Source organism: Flagellimonas olearia, assembly GCF_004150225.1.
GTDB classification, from domain to species: Bacteria; Bacteroidota; Bacteroidia; order Flavobacteriales; family Flavobacteriaceae; genus Flagellimonas; species Flagellimonas olearia.
On record NZ_ML142911.1, the window covers coordinates 1 to 18,353 of the forward strand.

The following is an 18,353-nucleotide window of genomic DNA, read 5'->3' on the forward strand; positions in this document are numbered from 1 at the left end:
AATGGAGCGGTGATAACAGGACTTGGAACACCGACCGCGGCCACCGATGCCGCAACAAAGGCCTATGTGGATGGAATCAACGTCTCTCAAGGTGCAGGAATCACGGTAACGACTCCAGCAGCACAAGAATTTAATGTAGCCGTTACTAATCCAGTCATAGCAATTGGAAGAATCATTAGTGGAGCAAGCACTCCTGTTGGAGCTACGGTAACTAATAATACAGGAGGATCTTACACTGTTAATTTGAGCACAACTCCAACAAATTATGTTGTTCAATTAACCGTCGACAACAATACCGGTCCAAGAACTATTCAATTGACCAATCAGGCAGCATCTTCGTTCTCAGTTCAAATATATAATGCTGGAGCAACCTCAGATTCCGATTGGAGTTTCACCGTAATCTCATTTTAAACATTGAGAAACTTAACATACATAGTTGCTTTTCTTTGGATAGGCCTTACCCAGGCCCAAACCGCCCTGTACAATAGCGGCAACCTACGGGTACATGCGGGCACCAACATGGGATTGGGGCTGCATACCGATTTGATCAATGATTCCGCTTTTGACCAAAACCAAGGCCTCGTGGGATTTTATGGCAACAACATGATCCAGGTATCCGGAAACATACCCCCTATACTTTGGGATATGGAGATCATGGCGGGGAACGATGTGTTTTTGCGAAATCCTGTATCCGTGGAAAACAACACCAATTTTATTGAAGGCAATATAGATTCGGATCTGGGCAACAGAACTGTTTTCCTCAATTTTATGGATACGGGTTTTTTTACCGGGGAAAGCTATATTTCCAAGGTAATCGGATTTGCTGGAGTCAACGATAGAACCGTTTTCTCCTTTCCTGTTGGGGATCAATATCAACTAAGGCCCTTGACCCTTGAATCCGAAACCAACGCTCCTTTGTCCATCTGTGCCTATTTTTTTGAAAATCCATCCAGTCCCACTTCCATCCCGCAAAGCTTCGACGTTGAGCAGAAGGTGAGGGACATTGGCACCGTTTCCAATATGGAGTTCTGGATTGTTGAAAGCGATGTACCCGCCAAGGTAACCCTAAGCTGGAATGCCAGAAGTAGCTTGGCCCTTATCCCCAATGCCACCGTGGAATCCATTATTGTAGTGGGCTGGAGCAAAACATCCAACCAATGGGTCATTCTTGGTAATTCTGCTTCCAGTGGGGATATTGCAAACGGATTTGTGATATCGGAGACTTTTGTTCCCAGCGATTATGAAGCCATTACCTTTGGCGCCATTCCTTTGCCTACGGATACCTTTGCGGTGAACAACCCCACTTTGGGGAACTACTTTTTAAGCCCCAATGGCGATGGGGTCAACGACTTTTTGGTGATTGACGGAATGGAAGAATCCCCCAACAATAGCTTGCAGATCTTTAATCGCCTTGGACAAAAGGTCTATGAAAAAATCAACTATGTGGACGAATTTTACGGCCTATCCAATACCGGCAGTCTCATCATGAGCCAGGATATTGGTCTGCCCGAAGGCGTCTATTATTATCTGGTCAGTTTGAACGACCTCCGATTACAATATACCGGTTATCTGTTTTTGGATAGATAAAACCCATTTCGCAGGACTGGAAAATACTTCTTAACTTGGCTCGAAAATCAATTTCATGAAAAGAAGGACCTTTATCAGAACCGCTTCAGCTTCAGGTTTGGCCTGTACCCTCCCTCCTATTTTTCCCAATTTTTACAATTCGGACTATTCCATGGAAGAATTGATGGGCAAGGCAGATGTGGAACTTTACGGCGAGGGCATCAATCTGAGAAAAGAGGCCTGTGATTCCTTTTTGGAAATGAAGAAGGCAGCCTTTACCGATGGATTTGACATTAAAATGGTCTCCAGTTTTCGGGATTATTACAGGCAAGAGGGCATTTGGGAGCGAAAATATCTACGCTTTACCGAAGATGACGGCATGGAACCCCTTGACGCCATTGAAAAAATCATTGAATATTCCACCATTCCCGGTACCAGCAGACATCATTGGGGCACTGATATTGATATCATAGACGGCTATCCCAATATCACCAACAATGTCCTTGATCCAGAAAAGTTTGGACCTGGGGGACCTTTTGAGGGCTTCAAACTGTGGATGGATGAAAATTCGGAGAAATATGGGTTTTATCTGGTCTATACCAACGAATCCAAAAGAAGGGGCTTCAAATATGAGCCCTGGCACTACAGCTATGCACCGCTTTCCATTCCCATGCTTACCGCGTACCGAAAACTCAATATTTTAAAGCTTTTGCAAAGGGAAGAGTTTTTGGGCAGTGAACATTTTACGGCAGGGTTCATCAGAACCTATATACAAGACAATATTTTGGACATCAACCCCAAACTGTTATAGTTCTTTTTTTTGTACCTTAATTCCACTAGAACACTAACACCATGAGAAGAGGAAGTTGGAGGGTCCGTATCCTGATCGGACTGGCCATTGTGGCCTTTGCCTTTGTGCGCCGTTGCAGCAATCAAGAAGAAAACCCATATACCGGAAGGGTCCAGAATATAGACATGTCCGCGGAACAGGAAATTGCCATTGGATTGCAGAGTGCCCCTGAAATGGCCCAACAACATGGCGGGCTTTATCCAGATGAACGCATGCAAAGCTTGGTGGACGCAGTGGGCAACAAATTGGTAAAGAGCAGTATTGCCCGGGAGACCCCTTACCAATACGATTTTCACTTATTGGCCGACGACAGAACCATTAACGCCTTCGCATTGCCCGGGGGACAGATTTTTATTACCTACGCCCTGTTTTCCCAGTTGACCGAAGCACAATTGGCAGGCGTATTGGGTCACGAGATAGGTCATGTCATTGGAAGACATTCCGCCGAACGTATCGCCGACAGCAGTTTTTGGCAAACCTTGGCCACGGGTGCATCCGTTGGGGGAGATATGGGAAGCTTGGTCAGTGGTATTGGACAGAACACCTTACTTAAAAATGGCCGGGGAGATGAGTTGGAAAGTGATGAATTGGGCGTTTTGTTCATGATACAATCCGGTTACGACCCCCATGAAATGATCAAGGTAATGGAAATTCTCAAGGCCGCGGCCGGTCCCAACCGAGTACCGGAGTTTCAAAGCACCCATCCAGACCCCGAAAACCGCATTGACAAAATAAAGGAGGCCATTCAAAAATATTCAGGTCGATAGAATCTGTGCGTTCATCGAGAATAAAATGGCGTTTATCAGATTTATGTACCTTTGGGTGAAACCAAATCGAGCCAGCGTTCTTTTCTTATTTGTGCAAACCAAAAGAGAGAACACATGGGAACACTATTACATTTTAAACACCTCTATTTAGAGGCATTTGACGAGTGCAAACCAAGCTTTGTGGTACTTTTTTTAAAAGGGTACTCCATCTTTTGCGGCATAATGCTTTTCATGGCATTTTATGCATTTTTGTACAGAGCTTTTACCGGCTTTGATTTTTAAGCCACATACTCTTTTACAGGAACACTTATAGGTAAATGAGCTAAAAAAGCCCATCCAATCGGATGGGCTTTTTTTACGGATGAATAAACTCCTTTTCTATTTTTTCATAGCATCCTCCAAAATGGCAAGCGCCTCTTTGGCATTGGCCATCTCGGCATACTTCTTTGCAGAGTATCCACGGTCACAACGTTTCTTTACATTGGCCCCATTATCAATGAGCAATTGTAAAATTTCGGTTTGGTTGTAACGGGCCGCAAAATGGATTGGGGTCATTCCCAACGATTTCTGGTTGACGTCCTCTCCCAATTGAATCATTTTTCTTACCGTATCAACATCGCCCTGCATAATGGCTTTGCAAAATATGCTTGGTTGTGCGGTAATCATGGTAGCATCCAAATTGGAGTCCATAAAAGGTTCGTTGGCGGAAACGCCCGTTGCGGCCAGCATACATACAGCAGCTAGCGATAGGATTGTTTTTTTCATGATGAATCGTTTTTGATTAATGATTAATAAACTGATATAAAAGTAGACTCCTGAAAAGGCCAAGTGTTACAGCATTAACAGATAAATAACTTAATTTTAACAAGTCTATATTTAAGCAGGGTAATTATTATGGAATCCTTAACTAGAAAACTACCTGAAAACTAGCGCATCCAAGCAGATCACTTTATTTTTGGGGTACAATTTTGCAGTATGGAGAAAAAGGTTATTCTTATGATTTTGGATGGTTGGGGCAAGTCTCCCGACCCAAAGGTTTCGGCCATTGCACAGGCCAATACTCCTTTCATTGATTCGTTATATTCCCAATATCCCAATGCCAATTTGCTCACGGATGGCATGAACGTAGGTCTTCCGGAAGGGCAAATGGGCAACAGTGAAGTGGGCCATATGAACTTGGGCGCAGGACGCATCGTGTACCAAGATTTGGCCAAAATCAATAAGGCCGTCAAAGAAGATACTCTAAAGGATGAAAAAGTGCTTCAGGACGCCTTTTCATATGCAAAATCCAACAATAAATCCGTTCACTTTCTGGGCCTGCTCAGTAATGGAGGGGTGCATAGCCACATAGACCACCTAAAAGCGCTCATCAAGGCTGCCCAAGAAAGCGGTGTGGAGAAATCATTTGTACACGCCTTTACCGATGGCCGGGATGTAGATCCCAAAAGTGGAAAAGGTTTTTTAATTGACCTAGATCAATTCTGTTCTGACAAGAACACCAAACTGGCCACAGTGGTGGGCCGATACTACGCCATGGACCGTGATAAACGATGGGAGCGGGTAAAACTGGCCTATGATGTCATGGTAAATGCCCAAGGCGAAAAAGTACAGGATATTGGCAAGGCCATGCAAGAAAGTTATGACGAAGGCGTCACCGATGAATTCATAAAACCTTTGGTGATGACCAATGCCAATGGTGAGCCTTTGGGCCAAATTGCCGAGGGTGATGTAATCATCTTCTTCAATTTTAGGACCGATCGTGGCAGAGAACTTACCCAAGCCTTGAGCCAACAGGATTTCCATGAGCAGAACATGCACAAAATGGACCTATATTATGTCACCATGACCAATTATGATGATTCGTTCAAAGGCATCAAGGTGGTCTATGACAAAGAAAATATAAAAGATACACTAGGGGAAGTACTCGCCCGAAATGGCAAGAAACAGATCCGCATTGCGGAAACGGAAAAATACCCCCACGTGACCTTTTTCTTCAATGGAGGAAGGGAAGAACCATTTGAAGGGGAGCAACGTCTCCTTTGCCCATCGCCCAAAGTGGCCACGTACGACCTTCAACCTGAGATGAGTGCATACGAAATAAGGGATGCCATCATTCCCGAACTTCAAAAGGGAGAGACCGATTTTGTGTGTCTCAATTTTGCCAATCCGGATATGGTGGGCCATACCGGAGTTATGTCCGCAGCCATCAAAGCTTGCGAAACCGTGGATGAATGTGCCAAGGCCGTGGTTACTGCCGGACTGGAAAACGGGTACTCCACCATTGTCATTGCGGACCACGGCAACTGTGACACCATGGTCAATCCGGACGGAAGCCCAAACACAGCCCATACGACCAATCCCGTACCCTTGATTCTGGTGGACACCGATATCAAGCACATCAAGGATGGTGTTTTAGGCGATATTGCCCCGACCATCTTAAAGATGATAGGCATTCCGCAACCCGAGTTAATGACACAAAAACCATTGGTCTAGCTTAGAATTTCTTAAAATCCATAGATTCAGTTTATCTTTGCCCCTATGATTCACGTAAAGACAGCAGAGGAAATTGAATTGATGCGCGAGAGTGCCTTGGTCGTTTCCAAGACCTTGGGCATGTTGGCCAAGGAAATAAAACCAGGGGCCAACCCCCTACAATTGGATAAAATGGCCGAGGAGTATATCCGGGAGCAAGGTGCGGAACCTGGCTTTTTGGGGATGTACGACTTTCCCAATACCCTCAATTGGAGCCCTAACAGCCAAGTGGTCCATGGCATTCCCAATAACGAATCTCTTAAGGAAGGTGACGTTATTTCCGTGGATTGCGGCGCTTTGAAGAATGGATTTTATGGAGACCATGCCTACACTTTTGAAGTAGGTGAAGTGGCCGAAGAAACCAAAAAGTTACTTAAGGTGACCAAAGAATCCCTCTACATAGGAATCCGGGAATTTAAAGAAGGTAACCGTGTGGGCGATGTGGGATACGCCATTCAAAAATATTGTGAAGACCATGGGTATGGTGTGGTTCGTGAGTTGGTAGGCCATGGACTGGGAAAAGACTTGCACGAAGACCCCCAAATGCCCAATTATGGAAAACGGGGACGTGGCAAAAAATTTGTGAACGGTATGGTGGTTGCCATAGAGCCCATGATCAACATGGGAACACGGAGGATAAAACAGTTGAACGACGGCTGGACCATTTTGACCGCCGATGGCAAGCCCAGCGCCCATTTTGAGCATGATGTGGCTCTGATTGATGGAAAACCCGAACTGTTGTCCACATTCCAATATATTTATGACGCATTGGGAATCTCCAGTGACGAAGAGGAGGAATTCCGGGCCAAGAAATTAGTATTATAAAATACTTTATCTTGCTCGACACGAATTTCACCAATTGCTCAAATAAATGTCCCAAATCATTTATAAAAATGAGTCCTATTTTGTAATCGGTTTATGTATGGATGTCCATAATGAACTAGGCAAAGGATTTAGTGAAGGGGTTTACAGCGATGCTTTGGAAATTGAATTAAAAACCAATGGTGTCCCTTTTAAAAAAGAAGTCAAATTTGACATCATCTATAAAGGAAAGAAATTAAAACATCACTATTTTGCTGATTTCATAGTAGACGACAAAATAATCCTAGAACTAAAAGCCATAGAAAAAATCAGTAGTAGCCATGTAAAACAAACTTTAAATTACTTGGCCGCATCCAAATTAAAACTGGGAATTATTGTAAATTTTGGCGAAGATCAACTTACCTACAAGAGAGTTTTGCTTTAGCTCATTAGTGAAAATTCGTATAATTCGTGTCGAAACTATTCAAATACATCCTTAACCTAATCCCTAGACCTTTACTCATTCGATTGAGCTATTGGGTGAGGCCGTTGATTGCCCTTTCCCTTAAGGGAAATAGGTTTACAGACCCTATTGATGGCAAAAGCTTTCGGACCTTTCTGCCCTATGGCTACGAAAGCCCAAGGGAAAATGTACTCTCCCCCTCTACGCTTTCCTTGGAACGGCATCGGCTTTTATGGCTTTACCTCAAAAAGGAAACAGAGTTCTTCAGCAAACCCCTCAAAGTTTTACATTTTGCCCCGGAACAGGCATTTTACAAGCGGTTCAAAAAATTGGGAAGCATCGAGTACACCACAACCGACCTAAATTCTCCCTTGGCCGATGTAAAGGCCGATATCTGCAACCTTCCTTTTCCTGACAATGCTTTTGATGTGATTCTATGCAACCATGTCTTGGAGCACATCCCCAACGATACCAAGGCGATGCAAGAGCTTTATAGGGTCATGAAGCCTGGGGGATGGGGCATTTTTCAGATTCCCCAGGACCTAAAAAGAGAAAACACCTTTGAGGACGATTCCATTACCGATAAAAAGGAGCGGGCACGCATCTTTGGGCAGTACGACCACGTGCGCATCTACGGAAGGGACTATTTCGACAAACTAAGAAGCATAGGATTTACCGTTGAAGAAGTGGATTACACCCAAATCCTGCCTCCTGATGCGGTTCAAAAATACCGATTGGCGCAGGGTGAAATCATTCCCCTAGTGAAAAAGTGATCATTTCTTAATCAAAGCCCCAAACCCATCGGTCATAAACTCCTTGGTATTTCCTTCCCCATCCAGATAAATAATGTAGGCCTCCAATTCCCCGTGCGCTTTCAAGACCTCTTTGGACTCCTTCAAATCCATGGCCATAAAGGTCGTGGCATAGGCATCGGCAACGGCACAGGTATGGGCCACTACGCTCGTGGCCAAAATGGAAGAGTTTTTGGTATAACCCGTTTTAGGATTGATGGTATGGACGTATTTTTCCCCAGTTTCGGGATCTATTCTAAACTTTCGGTAATTTCCTGAGGAGGCCATGGCCCTATCTTCCAAGGACACAATCAATTTTAGCGACCTGCCCGTTTCCACTTGGGGATCATCAATACCCACGGTCCACTGCTTACCGGAAACCAAATTGGTACCCTTGGCAAGCACCTCACCCCCTACTTCCACCAAGTAATTCTGTATCCCCTTGGCATCCAACAGGGCCCCCAAACGGTCTATGGTATATCCTTTGGCCACCGCATTGAAATCAAATCGGATAGCTGGATGCTTTTTGGTGATGGTATGATCACTGTTCAACTGTACTTTGCCCCATCCCACATAGCTCAATAAACTGTCTACCTTAAGGCTATCGAGTTGAATCTGTTCTCCCGGACCAAATCCCCATGCATTGGCCAAAACACCGATAGTGGGATCAAAATACCCATTTGAGGCCTCGTGTACTTTGCTAGAAATATCAAAAACCTCCTGAAACATCTCATCCACCACAATTGTGGAGTCCCCACTGTTGATTTTTGAAATGTCTGAAGTGGGAATATAGGTGGACATGGATTGGTTCAATACCTGAAAAACAGAATCGATTTCTTTCTGATAATCCAAATGCCCCTCTGCAATGTAAGTAATGGAATAGGTGGTCCCCAAGGCATTTCCCCTATTCTGATTCTTCACCCATGTATCGGAACCGCATCCCCAAAATACGATGGTCGCCAGCAATAAAAACAATGTATGCTTCATTCTATCTCGATTAATCCTTGATAATCCACAATATATTCTTCATCCAAGTACAGGGGCAAGTTCCGATCTGAGGCATTGGACAGTCCAACACCGGCAAAATAAGCCTTGGCCTCAAACTTTACAGCATGTTCTTTCACGGTCTGCATCAATACTTCATCATAGTCTCTAGGGTCCTGTGGAAACTCCACATTACGAACCACAATAAAATGCAATATTTTTTCCTTGAGACACACATACTGCGGATTCTTCTTCAGTTTACTGTTGATGGCCATAAACTCATACCCATCGGCCTCGAGTTCGCGACCGACAATGTTCATGGCCAGATTGTGCAATTCCTGTTCCGAAAGTTCTCTTCGCATAAAATCAAAAAAACCGATGCCAGGGCATCGGTTGGTTATAAGTACCTCTCGACTGCTCTCGAGGTGATGACACTAATAAACTTTTTTATCCTCCAAAGTCATCGAATCGGATGTTCTCATCAGGAATTCCAAAATCCTCACCCATTTTCTGGACAGCCTTGTTCATCAATGGTGGTCCACAGAAATACAGTTCAATATCCTCTGGGGCATCATGATGGTTCAAATAGTTATCGATAACACAGTTGTGGATGAATCCTACAAAACCATCACCTTCCTCATCATTGATATCCTTTTTCACCTTCCAGTTATCTTCTTCCAAAGGCTCGGAAAGGGCCAAGTAGAATTTAAAGTTGGGGAAGCTGCGCTCCAATTCCTTGAAATGCTCCAAATAGAACAATTCTCTTTTGGAACGACCTCCGTACCAGTAGGTCACCTTTCTGTTTGTCTTCAATGTTTTGAACAAGTGGTACAAATGCGAACGCATTGGCGCCATACCGGCTCCACCTCCCACATATAGCATTTCTGCATCGGATTCATTGATGAAGAACTCACCAAATGGTCCTGAAATGACAACAGGGTCTCCCTCTTTCAAATTAAAGATATAGGACGATGCCACACCGGGATTCACATCCATCCATCCGTTTTTGGAACGGTCCCATGGTGGGGTGGCAATACGAACGTTCAACATAATCTCACGTCCCTCAGCTGGATAAGAGGCCATAGAATAGGCTCTTTCCACAGTTTCTGGGTTTTTCATTACCAACGGCCACAAATTGAACTTGTCCCATTCGTTTTGAAACTTATCCGGGGTTTCATGCTCTTCAGGGTGGGCAGTAATGTCGATATCCGCATATTTTACTTCACAAGGTGGAATCTCAATTTGGATGTACCCTCCAGCCTTATAGTTCATGTCCTCTGGGATCTCTACCACAAACTCCTTGATAAAAGAGGCCACGTTGTAGTTACGAACCACTTTGGCATTCCATTTCTTGATACCAAATACCTCTTCTGGAATGGTGATTTCCATGTCTTGTTTCACCTTCACCTGACATGCCAATCGGGCGCCATGCTCCAATTCCTTTTTGGAGAAATGGGGTGTTTCGGTAGGCAAAGCCTCGCCTCCACCGGATAGTACGTGACACTCACACTGGATGCAGGTACCCCCTCCACCACAAGCGGATGGCAAGAATATTTTTTGGTTCCCCAAGGTGGACAGCAAGGAACTTCCCGAAGCCACTTCCACCTGCTTTTCACCATTGATGGTGATGGTCACCGGACCGGAAGGGGACAACTTTTCCTTGGTGAACAGCAATAGGGCCACCAACAATAACAACAACACAAGAAATGCTACTACGGTAATCAGAATAGTACCTCCGGTACTTGCGGCTAATATCATCTTTATTTGTTTATGACTTCGTTATAGGAGATGGTTCTTTCTTCGTCGTCAATCTCCTTTTTAATTTCTTTCTTTTCCTTGATCTCTTCGGTTTTGGCCGTTGTGGTCGCTGTTGGTTCCGGTGGCTCATTGTCACCGGTCAACATTCCCCCAAAGCTCTGGAAACCGATTCCCATCAACCCAGTGATGATGAACGTGATCCCCAATCCACGCAAAGGCGCGGGCACATTGGAATATCTAATTTTTTCACGAATGGCTGCAATGGCCAAAATGGCCAAGAACCATCCAATTCCCGAGCTCACTCCATAATTGAGTGCCAATCCCAAATTGGGGATTTCACGGGTCTGCATAAACAAAGACCCTCCCAAAATGGCACAGTTTACCGCTATCAGGGGCAAAAAGATACCCAAGGAGTTATAGAGTGATGGGGAAAACTTCTCTACCACTATTTCAACCAACTGTACCATGGTGGCAATGGTTGCAATGAATAGAATGAAAGAAAGGAATCCCAAATCGTAATCGGCATACTCAGGGCCCAACCAGACCAAGGCTCCATCTTTCAACAAATATTGGTCCAACAACCAGTTCAAAGGCACGGTAACCCCCAATACAAAGATTACGGCAGCTCCCAAACCTACGGCTGTGGATACTTTCTTGGATACGGCCAAGTAGGAACACATTCCCAAAAAAACCGCGAATACCATGTTATCTATGAAGATCGACTTAAAAAACAGTTCTAAATGCTCTAACATACTCTCCTATTTATGCTTCTTCTATTAATGTCCTATTTCTGGAACGTTGTACCCAGATAACAATTCCCACTACAATCAAAGCTGCAGGTGGAATGATCATAAAACCGTTGTTCTCATACCCAAGGGCGTACAGGCCAGTCTTGGTCACAGGGTCACCCAAGACCGGGAAACCAAACAAGGTCCCGGAGCCCAGAAGCTCCCTAAAGAATCCGATGATGACCAAAATAATACCATATCCAAGGGCATTTCCTATACCGTCCAAGAAGGACTTCCATGGTCCGTTACCCAGGGCAAAGGCCTCAAATCGACCCATGATGATACAGTTGGTGATGATCAACCCCACAAAAACGGAAAGGGTCTTACTCAATTCATAGGCAAAAGCCTTGAGCACTTGATCCACGATGATCACCAAGGTGGCCACTACGACCAACTGCACAATGATTCTAATTTTTGATGGAATTACGTTACGCAACAAGGAAATTACCACGTTACCGGCCCCCAATACAAAAAGTACCGAAAGAGCCATTACCACAGACGCTTTAAGTTCAGCCGTGATTGCAAGCGCGGAACATATTCCCAATACCTGAATGGTGATGGGGTTGTTGTCCGCCAACGGATCCAATATCAGATTTGCATCTTTTTTTGATAGTAGCGCCATATTATTTCTTTCTAATGGTTTCTAAATACGGTTTGTAAAGCTTTAAGCTTTCCTTGATCATCGCAGTAACGCCGTTCCCCGTAATGGTGGCCCCTGCCAATGCATCCACTTCATTGTCTTCTTTATCCTCATTGAGTGGATCGTTGTTTCCTTTTACCACTCCAATCCCTGCATAGCGGTTGCCATCCAAGATGGACTCTCCCTTAAAGTCGTCCATAAAGAAGCGTTGCTTGATATTGGCCCCAAGACCTGGAGTCTCCCCTTTGTGGTCAAAGTATACGCCTTGCACCACCATGTTATCATCCAAGGAGATAAAACCCCAAATGGCATCCCAAAGTCCTTTTCCGTACATGGGGATGATATAGAATTCCTTACCATCCTTTTCACCTACAAGCAAAGGCAATTCGGCATTGTTACCAGCCTTGATCTGGGCCATTTGATTTTTTAGGTCGATCAAATAGGCATCTTCCTTCTCGGTGGCCGTGTTGCCTTGAACCACCATTTGTTTTTTGATATATTTTGAAAACTCTGCCTCCACTTCATTCGTAGGGATAAAAGTCACGCTTCCATCTCCCTCGTTCTGGTTGACTCCCATGGCGTAGAGAATGTTCTGCTGCTTTTCAAAGCGTTCGTTTTCATCGATTTTCGGTTTTAGGGCCGTGGCCATAAAGGCAAGTACAGACCCTACGATGACTACCATGATCACCGCAAAAATTACCGTATAGCTATTCTTTTCCGTATTCATTGCCATAACAATTACGCTGTTTCGGTTTTTAATGCATCCACTTCATCCGATGCTTTGGGATATATGGTTGCTGTCTTCAATCGTTTCAATCTCTTCTTGATGTTGCCACGTACCACATAATGGTCTATGGTCGGTGCAAAAACGTTCATCAACAAGATGGCCAAGAACACTCCTTCTGGATATCCTGGATTGAACACCCGTATCATTACAGATAGGAAACCGATCAAAAATCCGTAGATCCATTTCCCTTGGTTGGTCTGTGAACCTGTAACGGGGTCGGTGGCCATAAATACAATACCAAAGGCCAAACCTCCCACCAATAGATGTTGCCAGTACTCAAAGCTCATCAAGGTGTAGAATTTGCTGTACTCGGGAATCCAACCGGCATCCACTACGCTGTTGAATATCAATCCCATGGCCAAAGCGCCAAGAACTGCACTCAACATGATGCGCCATGAGGCTATTTTGGAGAAGACCAAGAACAGGCCACCCAAGAGAATCAATAGAGTAGATGTTTCACCAATGGAACCTGGTATAAACCCAAAGAACATATCTGAAAGGGAGTAGCCCATCTCAGCGGTTCTTCCCTGTGCCAAGAATCCCAATACGGTCTCCCCGGAAATGGCATCAGCGGTCCCTGCCGTATCCACGGCACCATGTACCCATACCTTATCACCACTCATCCAAGTAGGATACGCAAAGAACAAAAAGGCCCGAATGGTAAGTGCGGGGTTCAAGATATTCATTCCCGTTCCACCAAAAACTTCTTTTCCAATGACCACACCAAAGGCTACGGCCACGGCCAACATCCAAAGGGGCAAATCCACAGGAACGATCAATGGCACCAACATACCGGTCACCAAGTAACCTTCTTCTATTTCATGTTTCTTGATCACACAGAACAAGAATTCAATGGCAAGTCCAACGCCGTAGGAAACAATCACCAACGGAAGCACTTTCCATAGACCTAGAAGGAAATTGTCCATGGTCCAGAAACCTGCACTGAAGAAACCATTGGCCACGGGCTCTATCTCACCCAATGCCAAATAATGCTGATACCCTGTATTGAACATTCCAAAGATCAAACAGGGAACAAGCGACATGACCACGGTATTCATGGTACGTTTTAGGTCATCGGCCCCTTTGATGTGAGTACCGTTGTGGGTAGTCTCGTTTGGGGTGAACAAAAAGGTATGGAACCCACTAAAAACGGGAAACCATTTTTTGTCCTGATTCTTTATCCTGAACGTGTGTAATTTTTCTTTCAATCCCATATTATCCAAGTTCTTTTTGCAACAAATCCAATCCTTCCCTGATGATCTGTTGGTGCGGTTGTTTTGAGATACATACAAATTCTGTCAATGCAAAGTCTTCGGGGGCAACTTCATATAGTCCCAATTGCTCCATTTCATCCAAATCCTTCACCATACAAGCCTTTAACAACTGTAATGGGTAAATATCCAATGGGAACACCTCTTCATACTGGCCAGTGACCACAAAAGCCCTGTGCTCGCCATTGGTATTGGTATTAAGATCATATTTCTTCTTGGGCTGCAACCATGAAAAGGTCAATGCCCTCGTGGTTGAAATTTTATTGAATACCGGCTTGTTCCACCCGAATAATTCATAATCATCCCCTTCAGGGATGGCCGTTACGGTGTTATTATAGAATCCAAGATAGCCTTCGGTGTTGGTGCGGGTTCCTGTAAGCACATCCCCGTTGATCAACCTGAACCTATCTTCCTTGACGCCGCTGGCATACAAGAAAGTAGATATCTCAGCGCCAATTTTTGTAGTGTAGTACTGTGGTGACTTAATTACAGATCCTGCCAAGGCAATGGTACGCTCGGCATTGAATTTACCGGTCAATAAAAGCTCTCCCAACATAGCCAAGTCCTGCGGAGAGATGGTCCACACCGACTCACCTTTGTTCACCGGGTCTATGCTATTGATTTGAGTACCTACCAATCCTGCTGGATGGGGTCCTGATATTCTATGGAGTTCTATCCCTTCAAGGTCTGTAAATGGGGATATTCCTGTTTGCCCGATGGTCACATGGATTTTTCCAGGCGTTAGCTTGGAAAGCGCCATGATAGCCGCCTGCAACTCCTGTTCCTTGCCTCTCAACACGTAGTTGACTTCTGCCGCCAAGGGAGCCGAGGTATATCCCGAAATGAAAATAGCCTTCGGCGTCACATCTGGGTCGGCGATTACGTCAAAGGGACGTTGCTTAATGAAGGGCCAACCTCCACATTGCAATAAAAAGGTCTTGATGGTAGCAGCATCGGCCGCATCCAAATCTGGAACCTTGTTCTGAACATACTGCTGTGTTTTGTCGGCAAGAACCTTTAGTGTCAAGATTCTTCTCCTAGCGCCACGGACCACTTCCACCAACTCACCGCTGACAGGGGAAACAAAGTGCATTTCTTCTTTGTTCTTGTTGTAAAAGAGCGGCTCTCCCGCCTTTACCTCTTCGCCCTGCTTCACGAGCATTTTGGGGGTGATACCATGAAAATCATCTAGGTTTAGGGCATATACGTTACTTAAAACGGCTTTGGAAGTAGTCTGCTCTGCTGCCCCGACAAGGTTGATATTCAACCCTTTCTTAATCCGGATGTCTTTAGACATATTTTTGTAGACCTTTTGTTATCAAAATCGGTCGCAAATTTAGTACTTAAAGGATTGTTTTCATAATTATTGCCCATAAAAATGGGATTACATCGAACTAAATTTTCAAGGCACACTTTTTGTTTACCTTTACCCCAAAACACGCTTAGCATGCGCTCTTTGATCAAAATAATGCTCTTCCTACTAGTCGCATCAGGTGCTTTTGCACAGGTTCAGGAAGAAGTAAATCCCCCGGAAAACATCAGGACCATTATTTTTAGGGGACCTACGGAAGACCAGTTTCCGGTTATCCAATTGGGTGAAACCATGACCTTGGAGTTTGATGATCTTACTGCCAAGGAACAGGATTATTATTATAAAATAATCCATTGTGATTACGACTGGACGCCTTCGCAGCTTCTAAAATCGCAATATTTGTCCGGAGCGGACAACCAGCGCATCATAGACTACGAGAACAGTTACACCACCCTACAACCCTATTCCAATTACAGGTTGACCATTCCCAACGAAAATGTTCGGCTGAAAGTCAGCGGAAACTATGTCCTTGAAATCTACAACAGCTATGGCGACCTTCAGTTTTCAAGACGGTTTGTGGTCTATCGGGATGCGGTACGGGTGGCCGGGACCGTAAAACGTTCCCGCGACTTTAATTTTTTGAACGAAAAGCAAGTGGTCCAATTCAACATCAATACTGCAGGCTTTCCTGTTGTAAACCCCAAAAATGAGGTCAAAGTGGCCATTTTGCAGAATCATTTTTGGCCCACGGCACTGTACAACATCAAACCGCAATTTACCATTGGCACCGAGTTGGTCTATAAATATGATACCGAAACCAGTTTCTTTGGCGGCAATGAATATCTAAATTTCGACACCAAAGATCTTCGGTCGCCCACCTTTGCCATTTCCAAAGTAGAGTTCAGGGACTTGTACCACCATATCCTGTTCACCAACGAATTTCGCAACGACCGACCCTACACCTATTTCCCGGACATCAACGGCGATTTTGTGGTCCGGACCCTCCAAGGTGATGATGTTTCACGCGAAGCAGAATATTCCATGGTCCATTTTAGCCTCCCCTACACCAATGAAATAGGTTTGGACAATGTGTATGTGGTTGGAAAGTTCAACAACTATAAATTGGAAGAGGAAAATAAGATGACCTTTAATCCCGATACCGCTAAAATGGAACTCATCCTGCCCATAAAACAAGGGTTTTACAATTATAAGTATGTGGTAGAGCGTGCAGATGGCACCATTGACCCCAACTTTGTTGGCGGTAATTTCCACTTCACGGAAAACAATTACCTCATTTTGGTCTACTACCGGGATTTTGGAGATTTATATGATAGTATAATAGGTATAGGTTCCGTCAATTCCAGAACAATAAGCAATTAACTATCTTTAGCTGCAAATCCCTCTAGGGCATGGCCAAGAAAAACAGCTTGATCAGTAAAGGCAGGTACGAACTCCAGTTTAGGGGCACACAATGTTTGAACTGTGGTCATCCCCTGGACATGAGCGACAAGTATTGTCCCAATTGCTCCCAGGCCAACAGCAACAAAAAGTTGACCCTGAAAGATTTTTTTGATGAGTTCTTCTCCGGACTCTTCAATTATGATTCCAGACTGTTAAAAACGCTTTCAGCATTACTTTGGCACCCCGGACGGATCACTAAAGATTATATTGAAGGTAAACGGGTCTCATACACCAACCCATTTCGGTTTTTGCTGAGTCTGGCCTTTATCTATTTTTTGATGTTTGCCTTCAACAGCGAATTTTCCAGTTTGGACAAGGCCGCCTCCAGATTTGATGGCAATCTTATTTCCACTTCCCCGGTATCCTACAATGTTAAGTCGGGCACCTTCACAACGGATAGCACCAAGCTTAAGGAAGAAACGGCCAAGGTTCTGGAAAAATTGGATTCTTCCCAAGTGCGCACCAAAGAGGTGGTCACTGGAATGCACGTTCTGGATTCCCTTGCCAAGGCCACCAATACGGAAGACCAACACAAGGACTCCTTAATGTTGGCCGACCCCACAAAATTCTATGCAGACCTTGAAGCCAAATCAGGAATCAATAATTTCATGGAAAAGGTGGGCTTTTTTTCCAAAATGATCAAACAGGACACTCTGTTCAGTTTTGGCGAAACGCAGACCAAGTATAATGTTAAACGCACCCTTGGCAACAGAATGGCCTTTAATTCTGCCAATAGCCTGCTAAAAGTAATCAGTAGGCCGGGGAGTTTCCTGAACGCATCCATTTCAAAGATGCCCTTTGCCATATTTTTCTTTTTACCACTGTTCACCGTGTTCATTTGGTTGGTGTACATCAGAAAAAAATACACCTACACCGATCATCTTATCTTCAGCTTTCACAACCAATCCTTATTATTTATCTTGCTCATCCTAAGCTTGATAATTGATACCATTTTCAACGTCCCAAGTGCAGTGCTGTTTATTTTGATTTTCAGCGTATATCTGTACATGGCCATGAAAAGGTTTTACGGGCAGGGAACGTTTAAAACGATTGTCAAATATTTCTTTCTGAACACTATATTTACCATATTGGCATTCTTTGCGGTCATTATTCTGTTTACAGGAAGTGTTTTTATGTATTAGAAGCATGTTTACTCAAGTCACTAAAGGAATCAAAGTATCGGTGCAGACCACTTTTGAAGGCACTTTTTTCAAGAACTACAAGATGCACTACGCCTTTGGTTATACCATCACCATAGAAAATTTAAGCAAGGACACGGTACAGCTGACCGCTAGGCATTGGGATATTTTTGATGCTTTAAAAGATATAGAGACCATAGATGGAGAAGGTGTGATTGGCAGAAAACCGGTCATCAAACCCGGCAAATCCCATACCTACAGTTCCGGTTGTCTACTGGCATCGCCCATTGGCGCCATGCGGGGCCATTACCAAATGGTAAACTTCACCACTTCCGAAGAATTTGATGTAGAGGTACCTACATTCAAGTTCTCCGCACCCTTTGCCATAAACTAGGCCCGTTCATTTTTAAAATCGATTTTCCTTTTACTACCTTTGGTGGAAT

At 44.3% G+C, this 18,353-nt stretch carries 21 protein-coding genes; 12 read left to right on the top strand and 9 right to left on the bottom strand.

Features of this window, described 5'->3' with window-relative positions; translation table 11 throughout:
- The 5 genes from DN53_RS17950 to DN53_RS18185 form a co-directional block, all read left to right on the top strand.
- Positions 1-411: hypothetical protein (locus tag DN53_RS17950; protein WP_207211118.1), on the top strand; the 411-nt coding region annotated here is incomplete at its 5' end.
- A 3-nt stretch (positions 412-414) separates the two neighbouring features.
- Entirely contained in the window at positions 415-1,587 is a 1,173-nt protein-coding gene (locus tag DN53_RS12030) for a T9SS type B sorting domain-containing protein (RefSeq protein ID WP_242502131.1), read from the top strand.
- A gap of 55 nt (positions 1,588-1,642) precedes the next feature.
- Positions 1,643-2,377 carry a M15 family metallopeptidase gene (locus DN53_RS12035; RefSeq protein WP_129654537.1) on the top strand — a complete coding sequence of 245 codons (735 nt, stop codon included), beginning with the start codon at positions 1,643-1,645 and terminating at the stop codon, positions 2,375-2,377.
- A 41-nt stretch (positions 2,378-2,418) separates the two neighbouring features.
- Positions 2,419-3,183, top strand: coding sequence for a M48 family metalloprotease (locus DN53_RS12040; protein WP_129654538.1), 765 nt, complete (start codon positions 2,419-2,421; stop codon positions 3,181-3,183).
- 114 nt (positions 3,184-3,297) lie between these two features.
- The gene (locus DN53_RS18185) at positions 3,298-3,465 is read left to right on the top strand and encodes a DUF6747 family protein (RefSeq protein WP_313786774.1); all 168 of its coding nucleotides are present in this window, start codon (positions 3,298-3,300) and stop codon (positions 3,463-3,465) included.
- 96 nt (positions 3,466-3,561) lie between these two features.
- Here DN53_RS18185 and DN53_RS12045 read toward each other — a convergent pair whose 3' ends face one another.
- Positions 3,562-3,948, bottom strand: a complete 387-nt coding sequence (locus DN53_RS12045; RefSeq protein WP_129654539.1) for an ankyrin repeat domain-containing protein — start codon at positions 3,946-3,948, stop codon at positions 3,562-3,564.
- Between the two features lie 210 nt (positions 3,949-4,158).
- Here DN53_RS12045 and gpmI point away from each other — a divergent pair, with 210 nt between their 5' ends.
- The 4 genes from gpmI to DN53_RS12065 are packed head-to-tail and all read left to right on the top strand — an operon-like array spanning position 4,159 to position 7,752.
- Positions 4,159-5,676 (top strand): 2,3-bisphosphoglycerate-independent phosphoglycerate mutase, encoded by a 1,518-nt coding sequence (gene gpmI, locus DN53_RS12050; protein ID WP_129654540.1) that lies wholly within the window; start codon positions 4,159-4,161, stop codon positions 5,674-5,676.
- 45 nt (positions 5,677-5,721) lie between these two features.
- Entirely contained in the window at positions 5,722-6,540 is an 819-nt protein-coding gene (gene map, locus DN53_RS12055) for a type I methionyl aminopeptidase (protein WP_129654541.1), read from the top strand.
- Positions 6,541-6,586: 46 nt separating this feature from the next.
- Positions 6,587-6,961 carry a GxxExxY protein gene (locus DN53_RS12060; protein ID WP_129654542.1) on the top strand — a complete coding sequence of 125 codons (375 nt, stop codon included), beginning with the start codon at positions 6,587-6,589 and terminating at the stop codon, positions 6,959-6,961.
- A 26-nt stretch (positions 6,962-6,987) separates the two neighbouring features.
- Positions 6,988-7,752: a class I SAM-dependent methyltransferase gene (locus DN53_RS12065; RefSeq protein ID WP_129654543.1), complete on the top strand. Its 765-nt coding sequence runs from the start codon at positions 6,988-6,990 to the stop codon at positions 7,750-7,752.
- Here the strand turns inward: DN53_RS12065 and DN53_RS12070 are convergent, their stop codons facing one another.
- From DN53_RS12070 to DN53_RS12105, 8 genes are all read right to left on the bottom strand, one after another.
- Positions 7,753-8,757 (bottom strand): FAD:protein FMN transferase, encoded by a 1,005-nt coding sequence (locus tag DN53_RS12070; RefSeq protein WP_129654544.1) that lies wholly within the window; start codon positions 8,755-8,757, stop codon positions 7,753-7,755.
- Positions 8,754-9,116 (bottom strand): Na(+)-translocating NADH-quinone reductase subunit F, encoded by a 363-nt coding sequence (locus DN53_RS12075; protein ID WP_129654545.1) that lies wholly within the window; start codon positions 9,114-9,116, stop codon positions 8,754-8,756. The genes DN53_RS12070 and DN53_RS12075 overlap by 4 nt, the downstream gene beginning before the upstream one ends.
- Before the next feature lie 85 nt (positions 9,117-9,201).
- Positions 9,202-10,512 (bottom strand): NADH:ubiquinone reductase (Na(+)-transporting) subunit F, encoded by a 1,311-nt coding sequence (gene nqrF / locus DN53_RS12080; RefSeq protein WP_129654546.1) that lies wholly within the window; start codon positions 10,510-10,512, stop codon positions 9,202-9,204.
- Between the two features lie 2 nt (positions 10,513-10,514).
- Positions 10,515-11,264 (bottom strand): NADH:ubiquinone reductase (Na(+)-transporting) subunit E, encoded by a 750-nt coding sequence (nqrE, locus tag DN53_RS12085; protein WP_129654547.1) that lies wholly within the window; start codon positions 11,262-11,264, stop codon positions 10,515-10,517.
- 10 nt (positions 11,265-11,274) lie between these two features.
- Positions 11,275-11,922, bottom strand: a complete 648-nt coding sequence (locus tag DN53_RS12090) for an NADH:ubiquinone reductase (Na(+)-transporting) subunit D (RefSeq protein WP_129654548.1) — start codon at positions 11,920-11,922, stop codon at positions 11,275-11,277.
- Between the two features lies 1 nt (position 11,923).
- Positions 11,924-12,673 carry a Na(+)-translocating NADH-quinone reductase subunit C gene (locus DN53_RS12095; RefSeq protein ID WP_129654549.1) on the bottom strand — a complete coding sequence of 250 codons (750 nt, stop codon included), beginning with the start codon at positions 12,671-12,673 and terminating at the stop codon, positions 11,924-11,926.
- Positions 12,674-12,678: 5 nt separating this feature from the next.
- Positions 12,679-13,941 carry an NADH:ubiquinone reductase (Na(+)-transporting) subunit B gene (locus DN53_RS12100; RefSeq protein ID WP_129654550.1) on the bottom strand — a complete coding sequence of 421 codons (1,263 nt, stop codon included), beginning with the start codon at positions 13,939-13,941 and terminating at the stop codon, positions 12,679-12,681.
- Between the two features lies 1 nt (position 13,942).
- The gene (locus DN53_RS12105) at positions 13,943-15,295 is read right to left on the bottom strand and encodes a Na(+)-translocating NADH-quinone reductase subunit A (RefSeq protein ID WP_129654551.1); all 1,353 of its coding nucleotides are present in this window, start codon (positions 15,293-15,295) and stop codon (positions 13,943-13,945) included.
- Positions 15,296-15,445: 150 nt separating this feature from the next.
- On the opposite strand from DN53_RS12105, the gene DN53_RS12110 reads away from it, so the two are divergent.
- Genes DN53_RS12110 through apaG form a run of 3 tightly spaced genes read left to right on the top strand, consistent with a single transcriptional unit; the run spans position 15,446 to position 18,304 of the window.
- Positions 15,446-16,690, top strand: a complete 1,245-nt coding sequence (locus DN53_RS12110) for a type IX secretion system plug protein (RefSeq protein WP_129654552.1) — start codon at positions 15,446-15,448, stop codon at positions 16,688-16,690.
- Between the two features lie 29 nt (positions 16,691-16,719).
- A complete protein-coding gene (locus DN53_RS12115; protein WP_129654553.1) occupies positions 16,720-17,913 on the top strand; it encodes a DUF3667 domain-containing protein in 1,194 nt (397 codons plus the stop codon).
- A 4-nt stretch (positions 17,914-17,917) separates the two neighbouring features.
- Complete coding sequence (gene apaG, locus DN53_RS12120) at positions 17,918-18,304, top strand: Co2+/Mg2+ efflux protein ApaG (RefSeq protein ID WP_116217439.1); 387 nt, start codon at positions 17,918-17,920, stop codon at positions 18,302-18,304.
- Positions 18,305-18,353 lie beyond the last annotated feature (49 nt).